At 67.3% G+C, this 21,658-nt stretch carries 20 protein-coding genes, 1 tRNA gene and 1 other RNA gene; 12 read left to right on the top strand and 10 right to left on the bottom strand.

Features of this window, described 5'->3' with window-relative positions:
• The first annotated feature begins 8 nt into the window (after positions 1-8).
• The 3 genes from ACQKDV_RS07160 to ACQKDV_RS07150 all read left to right on the top strand — a co-directional run bounded on the left by ACQKDV_RS07160 (position 9) and on the right by ACQKDV_RS07150 (position 5,661).
• Complete coding sequence (locus ACQKDV_RS07160) at positions 9-3,659, top strand: tubulin-like doman-containing protein (protein ID WP_427783066.1); 3,651 nt, start codon at positions 9-11, stop codon at positions 3,657-3,659.
• Between the two features lie 285 nt (positions 3,660-3,944).
• Positions 3,945-4,952, top strand: coding sequence for an energy transducer TonB (locus tag ACQKDV_RS07155; protein WP_427783065.1), 1,008 nt, complete (start codon positions 3,945-3,947; stop codon positions 4,950-4,952).
• A gap of 22 nt (positions 4,953-4,974) precedes the next feature.
• Positions 4,975-5,661, top strand: a complete 687-nt coding sequence (locus tag ACQKDV_RS07150) for a hypothetical protein (protein WP_427783064.1) — start codon at positions 4,975-4,977, stop codon at positions 5,659-5,661.
• Between the two features lie 81 nt (positions 5,662-5,742).
• On the opposite strand, the gene ACQKDV_RS07145 is transcribed toward ACQKDV_RS07150, so the two are convergent.
• Positions 5,743-6,060: a DMT family transporter gene (locus ACQKDV_RS07145; protein ID WP_427783063.1), complete on the bottom strand. Its 318-nt coding sequence runs from the start codon at positions 6,058-6,060 to the stop codon at positions 5,743-5,745.
• 300 nt (positions 6,061-6,360) lie between these two features.
• Here ACQKDV_RS07145 and ffs point away from each other — a divergent pair.
• An RNA gene (gene ffs, locus ACQKDV_RS07140) (signal recognition particle sRNA small type) lies at positions 6,361-6,457 on the top strand.
• 118 nt (positions 6,458-6,575) lie between these two features.
• On the opposite strand, the gene ACQKDV_RS07135 is transcribed toward ffs, so the two are convergent.
• From ACQKDV_RS07135 to ACQKDV_RS07125, 3 genes are read right to left on the bottom strand one after another with little or no spacing between them, the layout of a single operon-like run.
• Positions 6,576-6,974, bottom strand: coding sequence for a DUF4440 domain-containing protein (locus ACQKDV_RS07135; RefSeq protein ID WP_427783062.1), 399 nt, complete (start codon positions 6,972-6,974; stop codon positions 6,576-6,578).
• A complete protein-coding gene (locus ACQKDV_RS07130; protein ID WP_427783061.1) occupies positions 6,971-7,738 on the bottom strand; it encodes an MBL fold metallo-hydrolase in 768 nt (255 codons plus the stop codon). The genes ACQKDV_RS07135 and ACQKDV_RS07130 overlap by 4 nt, the downstream gene beginning before the upstream one ends.
• The gene (locus tag ACQKDV_RS07125; protein WP_427783060.1) at positions 7,738-8,487 is read right to left on the bottom strand and encodes a 3-deoxy-D-manno-octulosonic acid kinase; all 750 of its coding nucleotides are present in this window, start codon (positions 8,485-8,487) and stop codon (positions 7,738-7,740) included. Before ACQKDV_RS07125 ends, ACQKDV_RS07130 begins: the two co-directional genes overlap by 1 nt.
• A 20-nt stretch (positions 8,488-8,507) precedes the next feature.
• On the opposite strand from ACQKDV_RS07125, the gene ACQKDV_RS07120 reads away from it, so the two are divergent.
• Positions 8,508-9,554 carry a glycosyltransferase family 9 protein gene (locus ACQKDV_RS07120; protein WP_427783059.1) on the top strand — a complete coding sequence of 349 codons (1,047 nt, stop codon included), beginning with the start codon at positions 8,508-8,510 and terminating at the stop codon, positions 9,552-9,554.
• 50 nt (positions 9,555-9,604) lie between these two features.
• Here the strand turns inward: ACQKDV_RS07120 and ACQKDV_RS07115 are convergent, their stop codons facing one another.
• Together ACQKDV_RS07115 and ACQKDV_RS07110 are read right to left on the bottom strand one after the other, a co-directional pair.
• The gene (locus tag ACQKDV_RS07115) at positions 9,605-10,009 is read right to left on the bottom strand and encodes a DUF6165 family protein (RefSeq protein WP_427783058.1); all 405 of its coding nucleotides are present in this window, start codon (positions 10,007-10,009) and stop codon (positions 9,605-9,607) included.
• 273 nt (positions 10,010-10,282) lie between these two features.
• Positions 10,283-10,373 (bottom strand) — tRNA-Ser (locus ACQKDV_RS07110).
• 166 nt (positions 10,374-10,539) lie between these two features.
• Here ACQKDV_RS07110 and ACQKDV_RS07105 point away from each other — a divergent pair.
• On the top strand, positions 10,540-11,244 hold the full coding sequence (locus ACQKDV_RS07105; RefSeq protein WP_427783057.1) for a PP2C family protein-serine/threonine phosphatase: 705 nt from the start codon (positions 10,540-10,542) through the stop codon (positions 11,242-11,244).
• Between the two features lie 85 nt (positions 11,245-11,329).
• On the opposite strand, the gene dnaQ is transcribed toward ACQKDV_RS07105, so the two are convergent.
• Genes dnaQ through ACQKDV_RS07090 form a run of 3 tightly spaced genes read right to left on the bottom strand, consistent with a single transcriptional unit; the run spans position 11,330 to position 13,172 of the window.
• On the bottom strand, positions 11,330-12,058 hold the full coding sequence (dnaQ, locus tag ACQKDV_RS07100; protein WP_427783056.1) for a DNA polymerase III subunit epsilon: 729 nt from the start codon (positions 12,056-12,058) through the stop codon (positions 11,330-11,332).
• A 4-nt stretch (positions 12,059-12,062) separates the two neighbouring features.
• Positions 12,063-12,515 (bottom strand): ribonuclease HI, encoded by a 453-nt coding sequence (gene rnhA, locus ACQKDV_RS07095; protein ID WP_079220822.1) that lies wholly within the window; start codon positions 12,513-12,515, stop codon positions 12,063-12,065.
• Positions 12,516-12,527: 12 nt separating this feature from the next.
• Positions 12,528-13,172: a hypothetical protein gene (locus tag ACQKDV_RS07090; RefSeq protein WP_427783055.1), complete on the bottom strand. Its 645-nt coding sequence runs from the start codon at positions 13,170-13,172 to the stop codon at positions 12,528-12,530.
• An 11-nt stretch (positions 13,173-13,183) separates the two neighbouring features.
• On the opposite strand from ACQKDV_RS07090, the gene gloB reads away from it, so the two are divergent.
• Complete coding sequence (gene gloB, locus ACQKDV_RS07085) at positions 13,184-13,948, top strand: hydroxyacylglutathione hydrolase (RefSeq protein ID WP_427783054.1); 765 nt, start codon at positions 13,184-13,186, stop codon at positions 13,946-13,948.
• A complete protein-coding gene (locus ACQKDV_RS07080) occupies positions 13,945-15,150 on the top strand; it encodes a transglycosylase SLT domain-containing protein (protein WP_427783053.1) in 1,206 nt (401 codons plus the stop codon). The genes gloB and ACQKDV_RS07080 overlap by 4 nt, the downstream gene beginning before the upstream one ends.
• 226 nt (positions 15,151-15,376) lie before the next feature.
• On the opposite strand, the gene ACQKDV_RS07075 is transcribed toward ACQKDV_RS07080, so the two are convergent.
• Complete coding sequence (locus ACQKDV_RS07075; RefSeq protein WP_427783052.1) at positions 15,377-17,332, bottom strand: peptidyl-prolyl cis-trans isomerase; 1,956 nt, start codon at positions 17,330-17,332, stop codon at positions 15,377-15,379.
• A gap of 225 nt (positions 17,333-17,557) precedes the next feature.
• Between ACQKDV_RS07075 and ACQKDV_RS07070 the strand changes: the two genes are divergently transcribed.
• From ACQKDV_RS07070 to ACQKDV_RS07055, 4 genes are read left to right on the top strand one after another with little or no spacing between them, the layout of a single operon-like run.
• Complete coding sequence (locus ACQKDV_RS07070; protein WP_427783051.1) at positions 17,558-18,514, top strand: NAD-dependent epimerase/dehydratase family protein; 957 nt, start codon at positions 17,558-17,560, stop codon at positions 18,512-18,514.
• On the top strand, positions 18,502-19,686 hold the full coding sequence (locus ACQKDV_RS07065) for a glycosyltransferase (RefSeq protein WP_427783049.1): 1,185 nt from the start codon (positions 18,502-18,504) through the stop codon (positions 19,684-19,686). Before ACQKDV_RS07070 ends, ACQKDV_RS07065 begins: the two co-directional genes overlap by 13 nt.
• The gene (locus ACQKDV_RS07060) at positions 19,664-20,269 is read left to right on the top strand and encodes a hypothetical protein (RefSeq protein ID WP_427783048.1); all 606 of its coding nucleotides are present in this window, start codon (positions 19,664-19,666) and stop codon (positions 20,267-20,269) included. Before ACQKDV_RS07065 ends, ACQKDV_RS07060 begins: the two co-directional genes overlap by 23 nt.
• Entirely contained in the window at positions 20,266-21,504 is a 1,239-nt protein-coding gene (locus tag ACQKDV_RS07055) for a glycosyltransferase (protein ID WP_427783047.1), read from the top strand. Before ACQKDV_RS07060 ends, ACQKDV_RS07055 begins: the two co-directional genes overlap by 4 nt.
• The last annotated feature ends 154 nt before the right edge of the window (positions 21,505-21,658 follow it).

The raw sequence follows: 21,658 nt of genomic DNA, 5'->3' as shown, positions 1-21,658 counted from the left end.
AGCAGACGATGAGCCAGTCCAGCGACAACGCTTCGACGGCGACCGCCGCGCCGCCCCAGGTGACCGAAAAAATCCGGCCGACGCTGTTCATCGCCCTCGGCGGCACCGGCATGAAGGTCAACATCCGCCTTCGCCGGCGCATCCTCAATGCCATCTGGGGCGGCAATGCACGGGTGGAAGACCTCAGTGACTTCCCGGTTGCCCAGTTCATCAACTTCGATCTGGACGCAGGCGAAGTGACCCAGGACGGCAAGTCGGTGAAGACCGATGTGATTGCCGAGCAGGTCGCCTTCACGCCCGAAGAAAAGATCATCGAGCGGCTGGACCTCGCCAAGTACACCCACTCCAACGATGAACTTCGCCGTCATCGCGAAGTGGCCGAATGGTTTCCGCTGACGCCGGACAAGATCGCCAACCTGGGCATCGACCCGAGCAAGGGCGCCGGGCAGATCCGCGCCCTTTCCAGGCTGTACTTCTTCGACAAGTACCCGATGATCCGCGACAAGCTGCGTGACAAGCTGGAAACGCTGCTGAGCAACATCGGTGCACGTGCGGAACGACTGAAGCGACTGGGCCTGGAAATCGAGCCTGGCAAGGTCCGCGTGGTGATCACCGGTTCGGTGGCGGGCGGCACCGGTTCGGGTTCCTTCCTGGACATGGGCTACCTGGCCAAGGCGATCCTCAAGGAGAAGAATGTCGACGGCAAGGTGGACCTGTACATGGTCCTGCCCGGCGGTTTTGTCAGCACGACCAACCCTGACCGCATCCAGGCCAACGGCTACGCGGCCCTGATGGAGCTGGAAACCGCGCTGCGCGGCACCCGCCTTGTCAAGCAGTGGAATGCCTCGGACAACCTCAGCATCGATGCGCGGCCGTTCGATGATGTGTACATCGTCGACAACACCAATGTTGCGATGGCCAAGACCAGTGAGCAGGAAGACATCTACGAGATGTTGTCCGACATCTTCTTCACTGATTTCACTTCGCAGGACTTCGCCAACCGCAAGCGTTCGGTAGCGGTGAACCAGAACCAGCACAAGATCCGCGCCTACTCGGTCCCGCTTCCGCAGGACTACGGCGACGACACCGAGATGCGCTTCACCGCCAGCTATTCCGGCGTTGGCCAGGCTGTACTGGACACGCAGGTCGACCAGCGGCAGAACGTCCGCATCAACCAGCAGGTCCAGGCGATGCTGAAGGCATTCTTCGGCGTGGCCACTGCGCAGGTTGCGGGCAACCGTCCGACCGACAAGGAGCGCGACGACTTCATGCGCGAGCAGCTGTCGGTGGTGCCGCGTACCTTCACCGAGATTCCGCAGTTCCTGTCCCGCGGCGATCTGGCCACGGTCAACGGTGAATTCACCCACTACCAGGTTGCCGATGAACTGCTGAAGGTCAGCGGCGACAACAGTATCGGGGCCCAGATCGAGCAGAAGGTCGAAGCAGCCTTCCAGCAGCTGATGTTCGGCAGCGCCGACCGCGAACAGTGGCCGCTGCATGTCCAGGACATCATCAAGCAGCTGGAGCGCGACACCCAGGGCAACCGCGTGGACAGCGCCGGCCGCAACCATGAGGTCCGCATCCGCGAGAATCGCCAGCAGGCCTTTGCACGCATCATCGACGAGCTTGCGCTGCCATCGCAGATCTTCCGCCGCCTGGACGACGACGAGCGCGGCGGCCTGGATTACACGCTGGCCCTGGTGGAAATGATCAAGGATAGGCTGGAAAACGATGCCACCGGCATCATTCCCGCACTTGAACGCAACGCACAGCGCTTTGCCGAGATCAGTGAGCGCCTGAGCAACGCCGAGCTTGCCCGCGAGTTCGAGCGCCTGAAGGAAACCACCGGCCGCGGACTGCTGGCACGCATCAGCGGCAAGGAAAAGCAGGCCGAGACGGTACTGGCGCAGATCAAGGAAACCATCGGCGACCGCCTGCTGTTCTATGTGCGCGCCGTGGCCGCGCGTGAGGCAGCTGCGCTGCTGCGCGAAGTCTCCGGCTGGCTGGGCGAGAAGGAAGGCATCGATGCCAGCGGCCGCCCGGTGTGGAGTGGGTTCGTCGGCCGACTGCAGGCAGGCCGCCAATCGGTCGAGCAACTGCTGCAGCGCATCGACCGCGACATCGCCAAGATCGAAGCTGCCATCGCAGAGAAGCACGCCACGCTGATCGCGCTGAAGGCGCCGCAGGACGAGGAAGTGGCTGCGATCGACCCACTCGAGTTCCGTCAGTGGGCCAAGGATGCGTTCAAGGATTTTGGTGGTTCACAGACGCTGTTCCAGAAGCTGGTCAGCGATGGTGGGGCCGACGAGCTGGTCACCAAGCTGCGCAGCAAGGCCACCGCGCAGTTGCCGCAAAGCGCGCGCAGCCAGCAGGATCCGCTGATGCAGGCACTGGTGGCGCTGACCCCGGATCAGCTGCGCGAGACCTTCAGGCTGCTGATGCAGCGCGCGATGCCGTGGGTTCCGCTGAACCTCAACGGTGGATTTGGCATCAACAAGGATCGCTACACCTGCCTCATCGGCGTGAAGAACGCCAGCACCTTCCGCAGCTTGTACGGCGCCCAGCTGGAACAGGCATTGCCGCAAGGCATCGGCATGACCGCCGGCCAGTTGTCCTTCGTCGAGTCGGGCATCGCGGGCAAGCTTGTCTGCTTCACCGAGCTTTCCGGTTTCCCGGCCCCTGCCCTGACCCCGCTGCCAACCTACCAGGCCGCATACCGGACCGAAGCGGCGCTCATCCCCCTGCATACGCACAAGCGGGTAAGCCAGTTCGTCCAGCCCATGCAGTTCTCGCAGGACCAGTACCGCCAGTTCGCCGAAGACTTCCGGCTGTACCTGCACGCACTGGGCCTGGGCGTGCTGAAACGGCGGCCCGATGGCAAGTATGAAATCAAGCTGGAGGGAGACAGCTTCAGCATCGGCGATGAATTTGCCGTGCGCCAGAGCGGGCTCGACGGCAACGACAAGCGCAACCTGCAGGAGCAGGTGCGCGCGCGCACGGCCAACCTGCGTGAGCCGGTGCAGCTGGCCCTGCTGATGCACCTGTTCCGCCACATCGCCAGCGTCGCCTACAAGCCGCAGAAGGAAGAAGACCAGCAGGGTCGTGAGAGCCTGAAGAAGCGCTTCCCCTACAAGCTGAGCGAGCTGCTTGCACAGGAGTATCGCAGCCGTCTGGAGCAGCAGGCCGGCGACAATGCTGCCGCCATCGAGCAGCAGGCCCAGGCATTGTTCAACACCTGGACCAGCACCATCGAAGGTTCGACCGGCGATGCGTACAGCGATGAAGTGGCGCAGGATCGCGGCGAGAAGCGGCAGGTGACGCCCGCGTTCTATGAGATGACGGCCGCTGCGGCCGCTGCAACCGTTGCGCAGACGGCTCCGGCCATCGCAACCGGTCCAGTACCGCCGCCCCCGCCGGGAAGCCCGTTGCCGCCGCCTCCGCTGGGCGTGGCATACCAGTATTACCTGGCCCATAACGGCCAGTCACTGGGTCCGTACACGGTGCAGCACCTGCAGCAGTACGTCGCCGCAGGCAGCATCACCGGCAACAGCCTGCTGTGGCGCGAAGGCCTTGCCTGGACCGCTGCCAGTGCGCTGCCGGAGCTTGCTTCCCTGTTCGCAGCACCGATGGCGCCGCCGCCACCGCTGCCTGTCGCCTGATTTCAGCTGGTTACCATGGCCACATCCCGCCCCCCTGCCATTAGCTGCGTCAACCCGGGCTGCGAACATCCCTTCGCAGCCGCGGTTGCCTTCTGCCCGTTCTGCAGCCGCGCTCAACCGGCCACTGCCAAGGCAGATCCAGTCGCGCAGGAGACCGTTGCGCACAACGACGCGCTGCCACCGCCGGTCCCGTCGCTGCCGCCGATCCCACCGTCACCGTCAACGGTGGCGGAGCAGGGCGCTGCTGCCGCGGCCGCACCCGGGAAAAAGAAGAAGCAGAAGGTCGTGCAACCGCCCGTTACTGAGGATGCGGCCGCAGTAGTACCCGACCCGCGACCCGCGCCGGTGGCACCGCCCCGGCGCTCTGGCTCGCGGCTGCCGGTGGTGCTGATCGCCCTGGTGGTGGGCTCGGTGACTGCCGCGCTGTTCCTGCGCGATGACGGCAAGAAGGAGGCCACCGATGGCACGCAGTTCGAGCAATGGCGCACCGCGGTGGAAGTCTGTCTGCAGAAAGAGGACCCGGCCTGCGCGGATGCCGCGCTGGCCGACCTGAGGCGCAGCGCGCCTACCGCGTACTGGAGCGATCTGCAGCAGCGCACCCAGCATCTGCGTCAACAGCTTGAAAACCAGGCACAGCAGGCGGCCGAACTGCAGCGACAGCAGCGCGAGGCAGCCGAACGGACCGCCGTCGAAGAGGCCGAGAAGGCGGCCGCTGAACGCCAGCGCGCCGAAGCGGAGGACGCTGCTGAACTCGCGGTTCCCACGCAGGACTATTCACGGCCGGCCATACCTGACCGACCCGCCTCACTGCTGCCCGGCGCGCAGGAGGATCCCCCCGTGCGCTACCCGAGCCAGGCACTGCGCGACGGTGCGGGCGGCTCGGTGGTGCTGACCATCAACGTGGGGGCCGATGGCACCGCACGCCATGTCAGCGTTTTCCGCTCAAGTGGAAACCGTTACCTCGATCGTGCTGCGGAAGAAGCGGCCTCACGCTGGCGCTACCAGCCGGCCATCATCTCCGGCGAAGCCACCACAGGCGTGATCCAGAAGGAAATCACCTTCGACCCGCCCGGCAACAGTTCACGCGGCGACGCGTCGCCGCCGCAGAACGAGCAGGAGGTTTCCATGATTGGCAAGGCACGGCGCGAACTGCGGGCTGGCCGATACGACGTGGCCATTGCACTGGCGGAGTCGGCGCTGTCGATCAACCCCAGTTCGCGCGATGCGCGCAACGTGATCCAGCAGGCACGCAGCGAGCGCAACCGCGTCATGCGCGAAACCACCATTGAATGACCCCACCGACCAAGGACCGATCATGAACCGTCCCCTCTCCCTTTCCCCTGGCAGGCACTCATTACTGCTCGCCGCCGCCATCGCCGTCAGCCTGGGGGGCTGCGCCGAGGGCACCATGACCCGCTCGGACTGGGGCAAGTGCCTGGGTGCGGTGGTACTGGGTGCCGGCGCGGGTGCCTTGGCCGAAGGCGAGCGAGGTGCCTATGTCGGTGCCGCCGCAGGCATTGCAGCGTGCTTTGTCATCAATGCGCAGAGCAAGCGCACACGCACTGCGCAGGACGTCGAGAACGACTATCGCTCCCGCTATTCCCAGCTGCCCGAGCAGCCTGAAGTGTTGCGCTACGACACACAGTTGTCGGCCGCCAACGTGCGCCGGGGCGAACCATTGCGGATCGTTTCCAACATCGAGACCGTGGAAGGGCGCAGCACACCGATCCAACAGGTCAAGGAAGAAATCCGCATCTACGAACCCGGCCAGAACCAGCCGTTCAAGAAGGGTGAGAAGGTCGCAAGCACGACCCGCGGTAGCGGTGGCTACGAAAACACCTTCATCATCACCTTCCCGTCAAGCATGCCGCAGGGCCGTTATGCCATCGAAACCGACCTGTTCGTGAACGGCGAGCGTGCCACCCGCGGGACCCGGCAGATCCAGGTGGTCTTTGATGGCACCGACCTGATTCCCCTGCATTCCAGCATCGCCCAGCGCTGATCCTGCATCCTTGGGAGACCTGCGTTCCGCGAAGGTCTCCCAGGGCACGATCACACCGGCATTGCATTGCTTCCAGCTGACTCAGCTGCTGGAGAGCTTCATCAGCACCAACCCGCTGACGATCAGCACTGCCGCGCCGATGCGCATCGGGCTCACCTGCTCACCCAGGAACACGATGCCGACCACGAAGGCACCGACCGCGCCAATGCCGGTCCAGATCGTGTATGCCGTACCCAGCGGCAGCGTGCGCATGGCCACGGCCAGCAGCCAGAAGCTGGCGATCATGCCGACGAGGGTGATCAGGGTGGGGGTGAGCCTGCTGAAGCCTTCCGACTGCTTCATCGCCACGGCCCAGACGATTTCCAGCAGGCCGGCGCACAACAGATGGATCCAGGCCATGACGGCCCTCCTCTTGGTAGGGCCAGGCCGTCCTGGTCATTGATTCCCGATGTGGGGGAGGCCGTTCCTCCTGCGGCCGGATTCTAGCAACGCCGGATGCACGGGGCCGTGCTGCCTGTGTACCGGTTACAGCCGATTCATGGCATGAAGCTGGCATCGAAGCCCGCGCTTGCGCTAGAATGCGCGCCTGCCATCGGCCAGCCGATGTGCAGTCCGGCTGTGGTCTCCGGCGCGCGACGCGCCGCTTCCCCTGTTCCGTGAACCGGCCGCCCTTGGGCGGCCAACGTCTCTATGGTGGCCCCGTCGGCCCCTCGCGACGCTAGGTCGAAAATCCCGCCAGGGCCGGAAGGCAGCAACGGTATCGATCGACGCGGGCGCCGAGGTCAGCCGGCGGGGCCACCGCCTTTTCGGGCCGTGCCCCGCTCTGGTAGCTGCCAACCTGGGTTGGCGCCTTCGCCTCGCGCCCTGGTAGCTGCCAACCTTGGTTGGCGCCCTTCGCCGGGCATGGCCCGGCGCTACCGCGCCTCCGGCGTGCCCTGATGGAACACTACCCGCCATCCCTGCGCATGCCGGCGCCACAACGAACTGCGCAGCACCCAGCGTTGCGGCTGTCCATTCACGTGGGAGCGGCTGCGATAACACACCTGGGCCAGATCCTGCGTCAGCAGCACAACGGCGTACCGTTCCGATTCGATCTGCACCTGCGCCCTTTCCAAAGGGATCTCGGCCAGCGCGGCCGCACGGCCGTAACACTGGCCGGAGCTGCCAATCTCGCTGAAATCCTCATCCAGCAGTTCCGACAGCCGCGCACGATCACCGCGCACCTGCGGGGTGTGCAGCGCGCGCTCAAGATGTTCAAGTTCCGCCGCCAGCGCCGCCAGCGCCGCCTCGGCGGCCTGGCCGGAGGTGCTCACGGCGGATCCTGCGCCAGCACGTGGGGCGCGGTCGGTGCCGCCAGCGGTACGCACTGCCCCGGCTGCGCCACGCGGTGCCCACGCGCGGCCAGTGCCTGGCCATCGGCCGCGCTGGCGTAGTGGTAGAGCATCATCCGCGACTGCAGCTCGGCGCTGTACTCGCGCTCCAGGTCATCTACGCCGGTGTGCGAAGGATTGCCATGCAGGCCACAGTCGTGGGCGATCAACTCATTGTCACTGGCAAAGCGCGCCAGCATCTCCGGGATCGGCCGCGTATCGCCACTCCAGGTCAGCGCGCCCTGCAGGCGCAGCCCATAGGCGGTCTCCGGCCAGTGGTGGCGTGCCGGGAACACTTCAAGACGCACGCCCTCGTGCCAGAACGCATCGCCCACCACGATCAGCTGGAACGCATCCCAGAAGTTCGCACCGCCCTCGGCCAGTACGTTGGGGTAATCGGCCACGCGCCTGTGCAACAGCGGCACCACGGTGGCCGGCACGTACAGGCGCACGTTGCCGCGCCGATGCGGGTTGAAGAAGGTGTCCACGAACAGCCGCTCGAAGCCGGCGACGTGGTCCAGGTGCACATGGGTGACGAACAACGCCTGCGGCAGGTGCCCGTAGTGCGCCTTGAAGGCGGTCAGGCCCTCGCCGCCGCAATCGATGGTCAGCCACGGGCGACCATCGCGCTCGATCACCGACATGGGCGAACCCAGCTCGACCGCCGACGCGTTGCCGACGCCGAGAAAACGCAACGACCAGTCCATCAGGTGCCCCGGTTCCAGGCCATGTCATAGGCGCGGCGCAGCCGGGCGTAGTCCTTCTGTACGTCTTCCACGCTGCGCTCGCCGCGCAGCTTGACCAGCGAGCGGAGCAGGCGCTTGAGGTTGCGCTCGCGCCACGCGGTGGCCGGGATGCGGACCACCCCACGGTCGAAGTCGATCAGCCAGCCGTGGCCATTGCCATCGAACAGGATGTTGTGGGCGTTGAGGTCGGCATGGTCCAGCCCGGCGCGATGGAAGCGCGCGATCAGCCGGCCTGCCTCTTCCCACGGCGCGCCACGGCCGGCCACCAGCGCGCGGTCGGCCAGCGAGCGCACGCCCTCGATGCGTTCCATCAGGATGGCCGCGCGGTAGCGCATGCCTTCACGCATATAGAAGGCAGCAATCGGCCGGGGCACCGGCAGCTTCTGCGCGCGCAGGGCCCGCATCAGCCGGAACTCGGCAAAACTGCGGGTACGGTCCGCGCCGCGCCAGATGTACTGGTCACGGCTGAGCCTGGCCGCCAGGCCGCCGCGCAGGTAGTGGCGCAGCACGCCGGGGCCGAACGAAGCATCGACAAACCAGGCACTGCCCCGCCCGCCGTCCCCCACCGGCCGGGCCTTGCTGCCCCAGTGCTGGGGCGAGAACAGACCAACCTCGGCTTGCCGCAGCCGCTCACGGTCGAACAGAATGGCCCCGATGCCGCGACCCTCGCGGCATGGCGTCAGCGCTTCATTGGCGTCAAATACGACCATTCCATTGAGTCTAACAACACATGGCATCAGCGTCCTCATCCTTGTGCCTCCTGCGCCTGTCTGCTTTGGGGGATGTCACCCACGTGGTTCCCCTGGTGCGCACCCTGCAGGCCGCACGCCCGGACACGCCGATCCACTGGATCATCGACAAGGCTGGCCACAAGCTGCTGGATGGCCTGCCTGGCGTGGTCTTCCATGCGTACGACAAGAAGACCGGCATGGCCGGGGTGAAGGAACTGCGCAGGCAGCTGCCGCCGGGGCGCTTCGAGGCACTGCTGCAGATGCAGGTGGCTTTGCGCGCGAACCTGCTGTCGGCCTTCATTCCTGCCGAGCGCCGCATCGGCTATGACCGCAGCCGCTCCAAGGACCTGCACGGGTTGTTCATCAACGAGCGCATCCCTGATCGCCCGGGCATCCACGTGCTCGATGCCATCGGCAGCTTCTGCGAGCCGCTGGGCCTGCGCCAGACCGAAGTGAGCTGGGATCTCGCGGTGCCGCCATCGGCCTGCGAGTGGGCCGCTGCGCAGTGGCCAGACGATGGCCGCCCGGTGCTGATGATCTCGCCGTGTTCCAGCCACGTCATGCGCAACTGGTATGCCGACCGCTACGCGGCGGTGGCCAACCATGCCAGCGCGCGCGGCTGGCAGGTAGTGCTGTGCGGCGGTCGCAGCGAACTTGAGCGCAGCATGGCCGATGCCATCCTCGCCCAGCTGGCGACACCGGCCCTGGATCTGGTCGGCAAGGACACGCTCAAGCAGCTGCCCGCCCTGCTGGCGCGCGCCAATCTGGTGATGACACCCGATTCGGGCCCCATGCACATCGCCAATGCGATGGGCGCCAAGGTGCTGGGCCTGCACGCGGCCAGCAACCCGCAGCGCAGCGGCCCTTACTCCGACCGGCGCTACTGCGTGGACCGCTACGACGATGCCGCGCGCAAGCACCTGGGCAAGCAGGCAGCCGATCTCAAGTGGGGCACCAAGATCGAATTCGACGACGTGATGGAACTGATCACCGTCGAGGACGGCATTGCCGCCTTCGAGCGCTACGTGGCCGACCATCTGGGCTGACATGCGGGCTGGCGGGCCCATCCACGCATGGCGTGGATCTACTTGCGGGATTACGCGCGGGAGCCGTAATCCTGGTACGACTTCTCTTCCACGTACGCCGAGCCCAGCGCCAGGTTGATCGCCTTCTTGATGCGCGCGCGCTCGTCGTTGCGCAGGTAGACGCTGCGGGCCAGTTCGACGAAGGCCTGATCGAAAGCCTGCGCCTTCTCCTTCAGGCGGACTTCGTCCTCGATGTCCCACAGCTGCTCGTTGACCGCCTTCAGGTCGGCACGCAGCTTGGCGATGTCCTTCACCGCCGCCGGATGCCCCATCCAGGTGGTATCCAGCGCGGACAGCTCGCGGCGCACATTGGCCAGCTTGCCTTCATCGCTGATGCGCTCGGACTTGATCTGCAGGATCGAGATCTTGTCCAGCAGCTCGCCGAAGGAAACAGGCACGAGGATTTCAGCGGTCATGGGGGCGCTCCAGCAGGTGATGCGGATATGGTAACCGCAGCGCAGACGGTGTTCCCGCGTGACAGCCACCCGATAGCGCGTCTGGTGAAAGCGCGTCTGGTGAAACAAGCCCCTCTGTTGAGGGGCTGCCCCGACAGGGGCGGGGAGAGGCAGGCAAAGGGAGGGGCCCATGCGTTGCGCAGCAACGCATGGGGCGAAGCGCGCGCAGCGCACTTCGCATCCCGCGCCAGATAAAGAAAAAAGCCGCCCCTTGGGGCGGCTTTTTTCTTTATCTGGCGGAGAGGGGGGGATTCGAACCCCCGAGGCGCTATAAACGCCTGCCTGATTTCGAGTCAGGTACATTCAACCGCTCTGCCACCTCTCCAGGTGATCCCCGGCGAACCGGGGACGCGCATCATACGAGGAAGCGTGGCAGACCACAAGCCATTGCGGCCCACGATGTGAAAAATTTCTGACTGAACGCCTTGCCGGATGTCCGCTTGGCCGTGATGATGCCGTTCTCCCCGGCATGACCCCGCCCAGCAACCACCATGATCGAATTCGGACACCTCACCCACCCTGGCCTGCGCCGCGAGCTCAACGAGGACACCTATTACGGTGACAGCGAGCTGGCCCTGTGGCTGGTGGCCGACGGCATGGGCGGGCACGCCTGCGGCGAGGTGGCCAGCGCCCTGGCGCGCGAGACCATCGTCCGCGAGATCCGCCGGGGCGCACCGCTGGCCACCGCCATCCGCACCGCCGACGAAGAGATCATCCGAGCCTCGCGTCGGCGCAACGACACCCTGCCGATGGGCACCACCGTGGTCGCCGCGCGTGTGCAGGGCAACCGCTATGAAGTGGCATGGGTGGGCGACAGCCGCGCCTACATGTGGCGCGACGGCCAGCTGGCCCAGCTCAGCCAGGACCACAGCGTGGTGCAGGAACTGGTGACGCAGGGCAACCTGACTGCCGAACAGGCGCGTGCCCACCCGCACCGCAACGTGGTGACCCAGGCGCTGGGCGTCACCGACCCCAACCACCTGAACGTGGCCACCACCAGCGGCGAACTGCGCCCGGGCATGCAGCTGCTGCTGTGCAGTGATGGCCTGACCGAGGAAGTCGAGGACCGTGACATCGCCCGCACCCTCGCCTACGACGACGCCAGTGCCCAGGAATGCGTCGACAGCCTGGTCGCCTCGGCGTTGGACGGCGGCGGCTCGGACAACATCACCGTGATCCTGGTGCGCTGCCACTGATCCCGGAGCCGAGCATGGGCTCGGCTCTACAGTAGATCCACGCCATGCGTGGATGCCGGCCAGCGGCCGGCACTACCACCCTCGCTTACGCGCCCGCGACCTCTTCCACCTTCGGCCCATCCCACAATGCGTGGCCCGCCTTCTTGCGCAGTCGCTCCAGCCGCGCGGTGTGTGCCTCAAGCTCCGATGCCGTGGCCACCACGCGCGGGCGCGGCAGCAGCGTGCTGGTGTCGAAGGCCAGCAGCGCGGCGCCATCGGCCCCGCCCTCGTCTTCCAGGCCAAAGCCGATCTCTTCCTGGCCCGAGGTCAGCGCGATATAGACATCGCCCAGGATCTGCGCATCGAGCAGGCCACCGTGCAGCGCGCGGTGCGAGTTGTCCACGCCCAGGCGCTTGCACAGCGCATCGAGCGAATTGCGTTGGCCCGGGAACCGCTCGCGCGCCATCGCCAGGGTATCGATCACCGTGCAGCGGTCGGTGATCTTTCCGTACTGCGGCCCCAGCAACGATAGTTCGTTGTCGAGGAAGCCCAGATCGAACGCCGCGTTGTGGATGATGAGTTCGGCGCCGTCGATGAACGCCAGGAACTCCTCGGCGATCTGCGCGAACTCCGGCTTGTCGGCCAGGAAATCCAGGCTCAGGCCGGTCACTTCCTGCGCACCCTGTTCGAACTCGCAGTCAGGCTTGATGTACTGGTGGTAGTTGTTGCCGGTCGGGCGGCGCTTGAACAGCTCCACACAGCCGATTTCAACGATGCGGTTGCCCTTCTTCCATTCCAGGCCGGTAGTTTCGGTATCGAGGATGATCTGACGCATGGGCTCAGTTTACCGGGCTGCCGTCGCGGATCTGGATGGCGGCGTTGCGCGCCAGGGTGTCGACCCGCTCATTGTCGGGGTCGCCGGAATGGCCCTTCACCCAGCGCCAGTCGATCTGGTGCCGCAGCGTGGCCGCATGCAGGCGTTCCCACAGTTCGCGGTTCTTCACCGGGTCGCCGCCGGCGGTCTTCCAGTTCTTGCGGATCCAGCCCGGCATCCACTGGGTCAGGCCCTGCCGCACGTACTGCGAGTCGGTGTAGAGCACGATGTCGCACGGCTCGGTCAGCGTCTCCAGCCCGGAAATGGCCGCCATCAGCTCCATCCGGTTGTTGGTGGTGTGCGCCTCGCCGCCGCTCAGTTCACGCTCGTGGCCCTTGTAGCGCAGCAGCGCCGCCCAGCCACCGGGGCCGGGATTGCCGAGGCAGGAACCGTCGGTGTGGATTTCGATGGTTTTCAATACAACTCCAGATCAGGTAGCAACGGTGCTGTGCCAGCGCACCGGCAGCGGGGTCGGCCCGGGCAGGGCCAGCGTACGTTTTTCGGCATGGAACAGGCAGGCCGCGCGCAGCGGTGCCCAGCCCTGCCGTTGGCGGCTGCCAGCGCCCTGCCAGAGTGGCCCCAGGTAGCGGGTGTCATCGCACTCCAGCCCATGCCGGGCCAGCAGCAGCCGCAGCCGCTGTGGCGTGCGCACCACCAGCCCGTGCTGGCGCCAACGGGTGCGATAGGGACTGAACGGGTTGAGGCTGCTCAGCCACAGCTGGCCGCCGGGCATCAGCACGCGCGAGCATTCGTCCAGCAGGTGATCGGCGTCGGCCGCGGTCACATGCTGCAGCACGATGGCGTGGACGCTTTCGTTGGCCAGCGGCAGCGGCAACGCGCAGCGGGTATCCCCGGCGTAGCCTGCGCCCTCGCGGTGCAGGCGCAGGCCGCGCCCACCCGGCTGCGCATCCTCCAGCCAGGCCGCACTGGGGGCAATCCACAGCCAGGGCTGGGCCGGCAGCACCGCCAGCATGGGCAACAGCAGCTGCCGCTCAAGCACGCGCAGCGCTGCCGCCGGCTCGCTGTCGAACCACGGCACCAGGCTCGCTTGACGGTGGCTCTGCAGCACGGGCATGGTCCAATTCTATGCGACTGACTGCCCTGCCCGCATTTGCGGACAACTACATCTGGATGCTGATCGCCGACGATGGCGCCGCCGTGGTCATCGACCCCGGCGATGCCGCGCCCGTGCTCGCCCTGGCCGATCAGGGCCTGCGCGTGGACACCATCCTGCTGACCCACCACCACGACGACCACATCGGCGGTGTGCCGGCCCTGCAGGCGCGTTTTCCCGGCGTGCGGGTGGTCGCCCCGGTCGAGGAGCGCATCCCCACAGCCACGGAACGGGTGAGCGAAGGTGAACGCGTTCAGGCACTGGGGCGGATGTTCCACGTACTATCCGTGCCCGGGCATACCCGCAGCCACATCGCGTTTCACACCGCTGAACATCTTTTCAGTGGCGACTCCTTGTTCAGCCTGGGCTGTGGACGCCTGTTCGAAGGTACGCCGTCCCAGCTGCTGGCGTCGATGCGCAAGCTGGGTACCTTGCCTGTGCAACTGCTGCTGTGTTGCGCCCACGAGTACACCGTGTCAAATGCCGTCTTCGCGCGGCATGTCGACCCCGCCAACGCTGCCCTGTGGCAGCGCCAAGAGGAGGCTTTGGCCATGCGCCGCGATGACCGTTCCACCCTGCCGGTAACCCTGGCCAACGAACTGGACTGCAATCCGTTCCTGCGTGTGCACACCGCGCCGATCCGCGCGGCGGTGTCGGCGCACTTGGGGCGCGAGGTCGTGGACGACGTCGATGTCATGGCCGGTCTCCGGCACTGGAAAGACGGCTTCCGCGCATGATGCGCCGAAGTCTGCCGCTGGCCCTGGGCCTGGTCCTGGGGCTGGCCGGAAACGCGGGCGCGCAGTCGCTGGGCGCCGGCATCAGCCAGAACCTGGCCGCCGCCTCGGCCGTGCCGCTGGACCCGGCGATGCTGCCGGCTGCATCGGTCCGCAACGGCCAGCAGATCTTCGCCAGCTTCCGCGAGGGCCTGGCTGAACCGGCCTGCGACGCAGAGGCCACCAGCCCGCGCTGGCAGAAGCAGTTCGCCCACGCTCCCTCGCGCCTGGCCAACCAGGATGACGATGCGCTGGTGCTGTTCGGCTATGTGGTCGAAGAACTGCGCAAAGCCAGCCTGCCCACCGAATTCGCGCTCATCCCGTTCGTGGAGAGCGGCTACCGCCCGAACGCCCGCAACGGCAGCGGCCCCACCGGCCTGTGGCAGTTCATCGCCACCACCGCGCGCAACCACCGCGTGCCGATGGCCAATGGCTACGACGGCCGCCTGTCGGCCGTGGATTCCACCCAGGCAGCGGTGCGCTACCTGAAGACCCTGCATGGCATGTTCGGCGGTGACTGGCGCTTGGCCACCATGGCCTACAACGCCGGCGAGTACCGCGTGCTGCAGTCGATGCGCAAGGCGGGCATGAACGCCCAGAATGCGAAACCGGCTGCACTGCCCGGCCTGTCGCCGGTCACCCATGCCTACGTCGAGAAGCTGCATGCCTTGGCCTGCGTGCTGGAAGACGTGGAAGACGAACCCAGCGTGATGGCCTCGCTGGACCGCACGGTGCCGGTACTGAAGGACCACACCCTGCCCGCTGGCACCAGCATGCAGCAGTGGGCCGCGCAGCGTGCGTTGGACCCGGCGCGCATCGCCCGCCTCAACCCGGCTCTGGCCGGTAATGGCCGTCCGTCGGGGCCAACCCGGGTACTGGCGCCGGTGGCTGCTGCCTCCGTGGCGGTGGCCGATGTCGCCCCCATGGCGACCGCCGCCCCCAGCGTGGCGGCCACGGCCAGCCTGCAGCCAGCCCCCCAGGTCGCCAAGGCCGTGGCCAGCGTGGCAGACCGCCCGCGCAACCGCCGCCACACCGTGCGCGATGGCGAATCGGCCTGGACCATCGCCCGCCGCTACGGCATGCCGGTGAAGGCCCTTCTTTCGTTGAACGGCCTGAGCGGCAGCAGCGTGCTGAAGCCCGGCGCCGTACTGCGCATCGAAGACTGACGGCTACCTGCGGCCGCCCCCGCTGTTCGTAGAGGTCGAGCGTGCTCGACCGCTCATCCGGTTTTTGTAGAGTCGAGCCATGCTCGACTGCTTCTGCACGTCCAGTCGAGCATGGCTCGACTCTACAAAAGCGGTCGAGCAAGCTCGCCCCCTACCTGGCCCCTCCACACGCCAACAAAAAAGGCCCGGCATTGCCGGGCCTCTTTCGTCCTGCCCGCCTCGCGGCTTACAGGTTGGCTTCGGTGGTCTGCACGACGAACTTCTTGCGCATCGCGTCGATGTAAGCCTTGGCCGCAGCCATGCCGTCGATCTGGCTCAGCTGGTCCTTCAGCTGCTTCTGCTGTTCCGGCGTCACTTCCTTGATGTCGCCCGGGGTGACCTTGTTCACCACGAAGACCAGCGCGTGGCCATTGACGTCGACCTTGCCGTAGCTCGGCTTGCCTTCGGCCGGCACTGGCGCACTGAAGATGGCGCGGTTGATTTCCGGGGTCGGCACCGGCTGGCTGCGCGGCAGGCCCGGTATCGGGCTGACCTGCAGCTTGTCGCTGGCCACCAGCGACTGCAGGCTGGCACCGCCCTTCAGCTTGGCCAGCAGCGCATCAGCCGCCTTGTCGCTGGCCTGGCGCTGGCGATCGGCACGGATCGCGGCGATGACCTGCTCACGGGCCTTGTCCAGCGGCAGCGCCTGTTCCGGGGTGTGCGCGGCCACACGGATCACCACGCTGTGGTTGCTGCTGCCGGCCAGGGCGATCGGATCGCTGGCGGTACCGTCCTGCACCATCACGTCAGAGAATGCCGAGCGCAGCACGGCCGGGTCGGCGGCGATGCCGCTGGCGGTGGCGCGGGTGATCGGGCCCAGGGTCTGCACCGGCAGGTCCACCGACTTGGCCGCGGCGATCAGATCGCTCGGGCTCTTGTTGATGGCGTCGACCAGACGCCCGGCCAGGTCATTGAAGCCGCGCTCGCCGTCGGCCTTCAGCTGTTCGGCGGCCAGCACGTCGCGCACGTCCTCGAACGACTTGCCTTCGCCACCACGCACCGCCGCGACCTTGATGATGTGGTAACCGAAGTCGGTCTTGACCGGACCGACGATGTCGCCGGCCTTGGCGGCAAACAGCGCGTCCTCGAACGGCTTGACCATCGCACCGCGCTCGACCCAACCCAGGTCACCGCCCTGGTCCTTGGAGCCCGGATCCTGCGAATTGGCCTTGGCCAGTGCGGCAAAGTCGGCGCCGGCGGCCTTCGCTTCGGTTGCCAGCTTGGCGGCCTTGGCTTCGGCACCGTCGCCGGTGATCAGAATGTGCGAGGCCTGGCGCTGTTCCGGGGTCGCGAACTTCGCCTTCTCTTCCTCGTAGCGCTTGCGCAGGGTGGCCTCATCGGCCGGCACCGGCGCCGGCAGGTTGGCACCGTTGAGCTCGACGTATTCCAGCGAGACCGACTCGGCCTGGCGGAAATCCTTGCCGTGGCTGTCATACCACTGCTTGATCTGCGCGTCGGTGACCGGCGCGGTATCGGCCGCAACGTCCGGCAGCGCGACCAGTTCAACGTCACGGGTTTCGCCCAGCAGCTTCAGCAGACGCTCGGTCTCGGCCTGGGTGACGAAGCCCGAGTTCTGCAGGCCGGCCGGAATCACCGACTGCTGCAGGCTGGCACGCACTTCCTCCTGGAACTGCGCCGGGGTACGCGGCGGATTGCCACCGCCCAGCGCCAGCCGGTAGTTGTTTTCATTGAACTTGCCATCGCTGCCGAGGAAGGCCGGGATGGTCAGGATGTAGTCGCGCACTGCACCGTCGCCGACAACCACGCCAGCCTGCTCGCCCACCAGGCGCACGACCTGCTCGTCGATCAGCTGGTCGAGCACGGCCAGCTTGTTCTCGGTGCTCTCGAAGGCGCGCGGGTCGAAATTCTCGCCCTGCTGCTGGCGCTCACGCATGCGCTCCTGCTCGAAGCGGGTGCGGAAATCCTGCGCGCTGATCTCGTGGTGCTGCCACAGCATGCGCACCGGCCACCACGACGGCGCCGAGCGCCACCAGGTCGGCGGTGCCGAAACCTTGGCCACGTTCTGTGCGCCGACACCACCGAGGTAGCTGTTGTCGATCACGAACAGGAACGGAATCATCAGCAGCCCCAGGATCACGGTGACGATCCAGCCTGAGGTCTTGTCGCGGAGTTTCTGCAGCATGGTGAGGAATCACATGGCCTGAGTGGCGAGCCCGGCAGTGTAACCCGCTTCGCGGCCCGCACCAAAAACGGCGCGGAGTCAGGCAGGACAAGGATCTGCGCCCTGCACGCGGCAGCTGCGCGCCGGCCGTGGTGGGCGCACGCGTGCCGCCCGGCGCATACTGGGGGGTCACCCGGGCGCCTGCACCGGCGGTGGCGCGTCACCGGCACAAGGAGGAACACGTCCATGCGCATCCTGGTCACTGGTGCCTCCGGCTTCGTCGGGGGCGCCCTGCTGCGCCGCCTGGCCGACGAGCCCGGCGTGCAGGCCTTCGGCGTCGCCCGACGGTCGCTGCCGCTGGCCCACTACGCCGCACGCGACCTGTCGCAGCCGTTCGAGCTGCCGTTCCTGCCCGACGTGGTGGTGCATGCCGCCGCCCGCGTCGCCCCATGGGGCAGCCCGGCACAGTTCCGCCGCCAGAACGTGGATACCACGGCCCAGGTGATCGACTTCTGCCGCCGCGTCGGCCATCCACGCCTGCTGCTGGTGTCCAGCACCGCCGTGTTCTACCGCGAAGCCCACCAGTACGGGCTGGACGAAGACAGCCCGATCGGCCCGGCGTTCCTGAATGACTACGCGCGCAGCAAGGCCGAGGCCGAGCGCCTGCTGGCCGGCTACGAGGGCCCGTCCTGCATCCTGCGCCCGCGCGCGGTGTTCGGCCCGGGTGATACCGTGCTGCTGCCACGCCTGCTGGCGGCCGCGCGCCGCGGCGGCGTGCCGCTGCTGGTCAGCCCCGGCGGCCCACCACGGATGGACCTGATCCATATCGACACCCTGGTGGAGTACCTGCTGCGCGCCGCCCGGGCCCCGCAGCTGGCGCCCGCCTACAACCTGACCAACGCCCAGCCGGTGGATCTGCACGCCCTGCTGCAGCGATTGCTGGCCGCCCTGCAGCTGCCTGTTCCACGCCGCCGCGTGCCGGCCACGCTGGCCCTGCGCATGGCCAGCGTGATCGAAGCCGGCTGGCGCGCCCTGCGCCTGCCCAGCGAACCGCCGATCACCCGTTTCGGTGTTGCCGCCTTCGCCTATTCAAAAACCTTCAATCCGCAGCGCATGCTGGCCGATCTGGGGCCGCCGCAGGTCCCACTGGAGGACGGTATCGAACGCTTCATCGATGAGGAGCGTGCGCAATGGGCAGCCTGAGCCTGGATGCCGGATCGCTGGCCAGCCTGGCACTGTCGGGCCTGTACCTTCTACTGATGGCCATGAAGGCCGCTGGCGCGCTGCGCATCCTCGGCCAGCGCCCACCACGGCAGCAGGCAGCCGATGGCCACGACGGGCGCGGCGTGGCCATCCTGCAACCCATCCTCGGCGGCGACCCGTTGCTGGCGCAGGTGCTGCAGCACACCCTGCAGGCGCTGCCCGGCGCGCACTTCCACTGGCTGCTGGACGAGGCTGACGGCACCGGGCGGGCCACCGCCGAGGCGCTGCGCGCCGCACATCCGGGCCGCCTCATCACCTGCCTGCATTACCCGCCCGCGCCAGAAGGGACCAACCCGAAGACCTTCAAACTGGACGCGGTGCTGCCGCAGGTGCGGGAACCGGTGCTGCTGGTGCTGGACGATGACGCACGGCTGTCGGCGGCGGCGCTGGCGCAGCTGGTGGATGAACTGGACACGGCCGGTGCCGATCTGGTCACCGCCCTGCCCTGCTACCGCGATGACGGCGCGCCGGGGGCACGCCTGATGGCGCAGTTCGTCAACAACAATGCCGTGCTGACCTACCTCGGCCTGCTGCCGTGGCTTGCGCCGCTGTCGATCAATGGCATGTGCTACGCGCTGCGCAGCGATCGCCTGCGCGCCTTGGGCGGGTTCACGCCGCTGCTGCGGATGCTGGCCGATGACCTCGCCCTGGCCCGCACACTGCGCCGGCAGGGTGCGCGCCTGTTCCAGTCCACCGCGACGGTGGACGTGCAGACGCACGTGCCCACCCTGCAGCGCTACCGCCAGCAGATGCATCGCTGGATGCTGTTCGCGGTACTGCTGCTGCGCGACGAATCCCCCCGCGTGCGCCTGCTGATCGGCGTGCTGCATGGTCTTCCCCCGCTGCTGCTGTGGGCGCTGCTGGTACTGGCCGTGCTGCCGCCGATCAGCCTGCCGGCCCTCGTGGCCGCGCTGGTACTGCTGCTGCGCGCGGGCCTGCTGCGGCACCTGCAGTGCCGCGCCACAGGCCAGAGTCGGCACCACCCATTGACCTCGCTGCTGGCCGAACTGCTGCAGCCCATGCACCTGCTGCATGCGCTCTGCCTGCGCCGCATCCGCTGGCGCACGCGGCTGTACCAGGTGCGCGCCAATGATGATTTCCGGGGAGGCTGAAGAGATGCCCGATGCCGCCACGCAGCTGCAGCTGGCATTCCTGACCGGGCAGAGTGATCCGGCGCGCTGTGCGCTGAGCCCAGTCCAGCGCGCGTTCGGCGAAGCCCTGCTGGCCCCGGGACGCACGCTGCACCCCTGCAATTTCCCGTATGACGCGGCCACGCCCGAACACCGGCCTGCTGCACTGCTGGCCGCCAGCGTTCATAACTCCCGCCATTACCTGCGTTCGCGCCAGCCCGCTTTCTCCGCAGCCCATGCCCCGGCGATGACCCGGCTGCTGCAGGCCGCACCGCACACGCTGCTGCTGGTCGGCAGCTGCGGGCTGGAACTGCTGGCCAACCTGGACCTGCCACCTGCGCTGATGCAGCGCTGCAGCGTGCTGGCCTACGGGCCGGTGGCGCGCCGGGCGCCCGTCGTGGCGCACCTGCAGGTGCTGGTCGGGCGCCGGGACTGGGTCTCGCGGCTGGGCTGGCGCGGTACGCGGCAATGGATCGACAGCGGCCACATGGACTATCTGCAGCAGCCGGCCGTGCGCGCCATCGCCAGTGAACTGGCCGCACGCCTGCAGCAGGAACACGCATGAAGATCGAACTGCTGGCCCCGCCGTACAGTGGCCATCTGCACCCTGTTCTGGCCATCGCACGCCAGCTGCAGGCGCAGCATGAGGTGACCGTATTGAGCACCCCCGGCGCACAGGCGGCGATCTGCGCCAGCGGGCTGGATGGTGACGTGTTGTTGTCGGCAGCGCAGGAAGCGGCGTTGTGGCAGATTGCCAATCCCGCCAGACCGGTCAAGGCCAACCCGCTGCGCCTGCACGCCCAGCTGACCCAGGCCCTGCGGTTGATGGAACAGATGCGGCACGCCCTGCAGCAGCGCTGGCAGCACGCGCGTCCAGATCTGGTGATCGTCGATTTCACCCTGCCGCCGGCAGGGATGCTGGCCGCCGAGCTCGGCATCCGCTGGTGGACCAGCCTGCCCTCGCCCTGCGTGCTGGACTGCGTGGATGGCCCGCCACCGTATCTCGGCGGCATGCGCCCGGCGCGCACGGGCTGGCAGGCGCTGCAGCACGCCGGTGGTCGTCAGCTGATCCGTCTGTTCAAGCGCGGGGTGCACGCCTGGCAGCGCCCGGCCATGCAGCGCCTGGGCGTGCCCTCGATCTACCGCACCGATGGCAGCGAGCGGGTGTATTCGGCCGAATGCATCCTTGCGCTGGGCGTGCCCGAACTGGAATTCCCGCGTACCTGGCCGCAGGCGCTGCAGTTCATCGGACCGATGCTGCACACCCCCGACAGCGCCCATGCGGCACCGCCCTTCGTGGAGGACGCGCGGCATCTGCTGGTCACCGCCGGCACCCATCAGGACTGGGTCAAACCGCGCCTGGCCGAGGCAGCAGCGAGGCTGGCGGCGCTGCATCCAGACTGGCAGATACACGTCAGTGATGGCCATCAGCACGAAGAGAGCGCCGCACTGCAGCCGCTGCCCAACCTGCACCGGCTGCCCTTCGTCGATTACGCACGCTACCTGCACCGCTACGACCGCGTGCTGCACCACGGCGGCGCGGGTGTGATGTACCACGCCCTGCGCGCCGGCGTGCCATCGCTGGTGTACCCGCTGGATTACGACCAGTTCGACCACGCTGCGCGACTGCAGGCGGCGGGTGCGGGGCTGTGGCTGCGCGAGCTGGATCAGCTGCCCGTGCTGTTCGCCCGCGCGCTGGAAGCCGATGCATTTCCGGGGCTGGCGGCGCTGCAGGCGTCGGTGCAGCGGCATATGAGTGTGGACGCCGTTCTGGCATGCGTGAACGCATTCGAGCGGTAGCCCCGCACCACGCGCGGCGGAAATCCCGACGGCCAGAAAGCACAATGCCCGCAGGTCCAGGACCGACGGGCATCTTCGATGACACTTCAAACTCTGCTGGCGGAGCGGACGGGACTCGAACCCGCGACCTCCGGCGTGACAGGCCAGCATTCTA

Origin of the sequence: Stenotrophomonas sp. NPDC077659, assembly GCF_050268705.1 — a bacterium.
GTDB lineage: Bacteria > Pseudomonadota > Gammaproteobacteria > Xanthomonadales > Xanthomonadaceae > Stenotrophomonas.
Note: the sequence above shows the minus strand (reverse complement) of the source record. Positions and strands in the feature narration are given on the sequence as shown.

Bases quoted from the DNA above. Each gene is read 5' to 3' on its own strand.
- ACQKDV_RS07125 (WP_427783060.1), bottom strand. From the start codon at position 8,487: ATGGTCGTATTTGACGCCAATGAAGCGCTGACGCCATGCCGCGAGGGT.
- ACQKDV_RS07105 (WP_427783057.1), top strand. From the start codon at position 10,540: ATGATCGAATTCGGACACCTCACCCACCCTGGCCTGCGCCGCGAGCTC.
- ACQKDV_RS07130 (WP_427783061.1), bottom strand. From the start codon at position 7,738: ATGGACTGGTCGTTGCGTTTTCTCGGCGTCGGCAACGCGTCGGCGGTC.
- ACQKDV_RS07160 (WP_427783066.1), top strand. From the start codon at position 9: ATGAGCCAGTCCAGCGACAACGCTTCGACGGCGACCGCCGCGCCGCCC.
- ACQKDV_RS07065 (WP_427783049.1), top strand. From the start codon at position 18,502: ATGGGCAGCCTGAGCCTGGATGCCGGATCGCTGGCCAGCCTGGCACTG.
- ACQKDV_RS07080 (WP_427783053.1), top strand. From the start codon at position 13,945: ATGATGCGCCGAAGTCTGCCGCTGGCCCTGGGCCTGGTCCTGGGGCTG.
- dnaQ (WP_427783056.1), bottom strand. From the start codon at position 12,058: ATGCGTCAGATCATCCTCGATACCGAAACTACCGGCCTGGAATGGAAG.
- ACQKDV_RS07150 (WP_427783064.1), top strand. From the start codon at position 4,975: ATGAACCGTCCCCTCTCCCTTTCCCCTGGCAGGCACTCATTACTGCTC.
- ACQKDV_RS07075 (WP_427783052.1), bottom strand. From the start codon at position 17,332: ATGCTGCAGAAACTCCGCGACAAGACCTCAGGCTGGATCGTCACCGTG.
- ACQKDV_RS07090 (WP_427783055.1), bottom strand. From the start codon at position 13,172: ATGCCCGTGCTGCAGAGCCACCGTCAAGCGAGCCTGGTGCCGTGGTTC.
- ACQKDV_RS07120 (WP_427783059.1), top strand. From the start codon at position 8,508: ATGGCATCAGCGTCCTCATCCTTGTGCCTCCTGCGCCTGTCTGCTTTG.
- ACQKDV_RS07115 (WP_427783058.1), bottom strand. From the start codon at position 10,009: ATGACCGCTGAAATCCTCGTGCCTGTTTCCTTCGGCGAGCTGCTGGAC.
- ACQKDV_RS07060 (WP_427783048.1), top strand. From the start codon at position 19,664: ATGATGATTTCCGGGGAGGCTGAAGAGATGCCCGATGCCGCCACGCAG.
- ACQKDV_RS07145 (WP_427783063.1), bottom strand. From the start codon at position 6,060: ATGGCCTGGATCCATCTGTTGTGCGCCGGCCTGCTGGAAATCGTCTGG.
- gloB (WP_427783054.1), top strand. From the start codon at position 13,184: ATGCGACTGACTGCCCTGCCCGCATTTGCGGACAACTACATCTGGATG.
- ACQKDV_RS07055 (WP_427783047.1), top strand. From the start codon at position 20,266: ATGAAGATCGAACTGCTGGCCCCGCCGTACAGTGGCCATCTGCACCCT.
- ACQKDV_RS07070 (WP_427783051.1), top strand. From the start codon at position 17,558: ATGCGCATCCTGGTCACTGGTGCCTCCGGCTTCGTCGGGGGCGCCCTG.